This is a genomic window from Nonomuraea sp. NPDC049141 (assembly GCF_040648415.1).
Taxonomy (GTDB): domain Bacteria; phylum Actinomycetota; class Actinomycetes; order Streptosporangiales; family Streptosporangiaceae; genus Nonomuraea.
Genome location: NZ_JBEZDR010000122.1, coordinates 1 through 2,513 on the forward strand (window position 1 = coordinate 1; position 2,513 = coordinate 2,513).

The following is a 2,513-nucleotide window of genomic DNA, read 5'->3' on the forward strand; positions in this document are numbered from 1 at the left end:
CTGACCGGCCTGCTCGTCAAGGTGGTCCTGCTCGGCCTCGTGGCCGGGATCGCGGTCTGGGCGGCCTTTCCGCTCATCGAGGCCGAGCTCTGGGTCGGGTTGGCGATCCTGCTGGCGACCACCGCCGGACTCTTCTACCTCTACCTGACCCCCCGGCACATCCCCGTCAAGTACCTGATCCCGGGCACGCTCTTCCTGGTGGCGTTCCAGATCATCCCGGTGCTCTACACCGCCAGCACCGCCTTCACGAACTTCGGTGACGGCCACCGGGGCAGCAAGGACGACGCCATCGTCGCCATCCAGAGCGGCTCGGTGACGCAGGTCCCCGGCTCGATCCAGTACCCGCTGACCGTCGCAACCAAGGGCGACCCGGCCACCGGCGCGCTGGTCTTCCTGGTCACCGACCCGCAGACGAACACGGTCTCCGTCGGCGACACCGAGGGCCTGCGCCCGCTCGACGCCGGCAGCGTCACCGTCGCGCCGGGCGGCAAGGTCACCGCCGCCGACGGCTACCAGATCCTCAACTTCGGCGAGGCCAGCAAGCGGAGCAAGGACATCACCGACCTGGTGGTGCCGACCTCCGGGGGCGCGCTGCGCTCGTCCGGCCTGTCGCGCGCCTACGAGGGCAAGGCGGTCCGGGCGTACGACGCGGGCTGCGACTGCATCCGCGACAGCGAGACCGGTAAGACCTGGACCGCCGACGGGAAGGTCGGCTCCTTCGTCGCCGCGGACGGCGAGGCGCTGGCCCAGGGCTGGCAGGTCAACGTCGGGCTGCGGAACTTCGCCAGCGTGCTCACCGACCCGGCCATCTCCGGCCCGTTCTTCAGCACGCTGATCTGGAACTTCGCCTTCGCGCTCGGCTCCACCGGCTTCACGTTCCTGCTCGGCATGGGGATCGCGCTGGCGCTGCACTCGCCCCGGATGCGGGGCACGAACTTCTACCGGGTGTTGCTGATCCTGCCCTACGCCATGCCGTCCTTCGCGATGCTGCTGGTCTGGCGGGACATGTTCAACACCGACTTCGGCCTGATCAACAACCTGTTCGGGCTGGGGGTGGACTGGTTCGGTGAGACCTGGTCGGCCCGGCTCGCGGTGCTGCTGGTGCAGCTCTGGCTCGGCTACCCGTACATGTTCCTGGTGACCACCGGCGCGTTGCAGGCCATCCCACGCGAGCTGACCGAGGCCACCTCGGTCGACGGGGCGTCGCCGTTCCAGTCGTTCCGCGCGGTGACCATGCCGCTGCTGCTGGTGGCGATCTCGCCGCTGCTGATCGCGTCCTTCGCGTACAACTTCAACAACTTCAACGCGATCCAGTTCGTCACCGAGGGCGGACCGTTCCCGGCGGACAACCCGACGGCCGGCGCCACCGACCTGCTGATCACCTACACCTACCGGCTGGCCTTCGGCGCCCAGGGTGCCGAGTACGGCCTCGCCGCCGCTGTCTCGATCTTCATCTTCGCGATCGTGGCGACGGTGTCGGCGATCAGCTTCTCCCGGACCCGCAAGCAGGAGGAGGTGTACTCGTGAGCACTCGCACCGATGCGCCCGTCGCCAACCGCAACGCGGCCGGACGGTCCAGGAACCGCTGGTTCGCCCAGGTGGGATGGCGGCACCTGGTCGGGATCCTGGCGGTGGCGTTCAGCCTCTTCCCGATCCTGTTCGTCGTCTCGGCGGCGCTCAACCCGCTCGGCACGCTCTCCTCCACGGAGCTGCTGCCGACCGGCGCCTCGCTGGAGAACTTCACCAACCTCTTCGAGCGGACCGCCTTCGCCCGCTGGTTCCTCAACTCGCTGCTCCTGGCGGGGGTGGCCAGCTTCGCGTCGATCTTCCTGTCGGCGCTGGCGGCGTACGCCTTCTCCCGGATGCGGTTCGCCGGCCGTCGCGTCGGACTGCTCTCCCTGCTGCTGATCCAGATGTTCCCGCAGTTCCTGGCGATCGTGGCGATCTTCCTGATCTTCACGAAGGTCACCGAACTGTGGCCGGTGATCGGCTTCAACACCCCGTGGGGCCTCTTCCTGCTCTACATGGGTGCCGCCCTCGGCGCGAACACCTGGCTGATGAAGGGCTTCTTCGACACGCTGCCGAAGGAGCTGGACGAGTCCGCCACCATGGACGGCGCCTCGCACGCCCAGATCTTCTTCCGGATCATGCTGCCGCTGGTGGCGCCGATCCTGGCGGTGACCGGCCTGCTCGCCTTCATCGGTGCGATCAACGAGTTCGTGATCGCCAACGTGTTCCTCACGAACACCAACTCGAAGACCCTCGCGGTCGGAATGTTCGGGCTGGTGGCCGGCGAGCGCAACAACAACTTCGGGATCTTCGCGGCGGGCACCCTGCTCACCGCCATCCCGACGGTGCTGGTGTTCCAGCTCCTCCAGCGCTACATCGTCAACGGCCTCACGGCCGGAGCTGTAAAAGGCTGAGCCTCCTCGGCTCACCGCTGCGGCAAGGGCGTCGGCGTCCGACGTACACCGGAGCAGTCACGGATCGACCGCCGCGGCCGGGCAACCGGC

General features: G+C 68.1%; 2 protein-coding genes. Both read left to right on the forward strand.

All coding sequences use genetic code 11. The features are described from left to right. Nucleotides 1-1,527: ABC transporter permease subunit (locus tag AB0B91_RS64980; protein WP_358342990.1), on the forward strand; the 1,527-nt coding region annotated here is incomplete at its 5' end. Nucleotides 1,528-1,598: 71 nt separating this feature from the next. Next, complete coding sequence (locus AB0B91_RS64985) at nucleotides 1,599-2,423, forward strand: sugar ABC transporter permease (protein WP_358342992.1); 825 nt, start codon at nucleotides 1,599-1,601, stop codon at nucleotides 2,421-2,423. Nucleotides 2,424-2,513 lie beyond the last annotated feature (90 nt).